This window comes from Serratia nevei (assembly GCF_024160145.1).
Taxonomy (GTDB): domain Bacteria; phylum Pseudomonadota; class Gammaproteobacteria; order Enterobacterales; family Enterobacteriaceae; genus Serratia; species Serratia nevei_A.
Map to the genome: position 1 here is coordinate 1 of NZ_JAMYWQ010000171.1, position 339 is coordinate 339.

Consider the following 339-nt stretch of genomic DNA (forward strand, 5'->3'; position numbering starts at 1 on the left):
GCCAGCGTGCCTTCTCCCGAAGTTACGGCACCATTTTGCCTAGTTCCTTCACCCGAGTTCTCTCAAGCGCCTTGGTATTCTCTACCTGACCACCTGTGTCGGTTTGGGGTACGATTCAATGTTACCTAGAGCTTAGAGGCTTTTCCTGGAAGCAGGGCATCAACTACTTCTGCACCGTAGTGCATCGTCATCACGCCTCAGGGTTAGTATGTAACCGGATTTACCAGGTCACACCCCCTACACGCTTAAACCGGGACAACCGTCGCCCGGCTAGCCTAGCCTTCTCCGTCCCCCCTTCGCAGTAACACCAAGTACAGGAATATTAACCTGTTTCCCATC

1 rRNA gene is annotated in these 339 nt (G+C 53.1%); it reads right to left on the reverse strand.

Features of this window, described 5'->3' with window-relative positions:
• A 23S ribosomal RNA gene (locus tag M6G53_RS25275) occupies nucleotides 1-339 on the reverse strand; the annotation flags it as partial.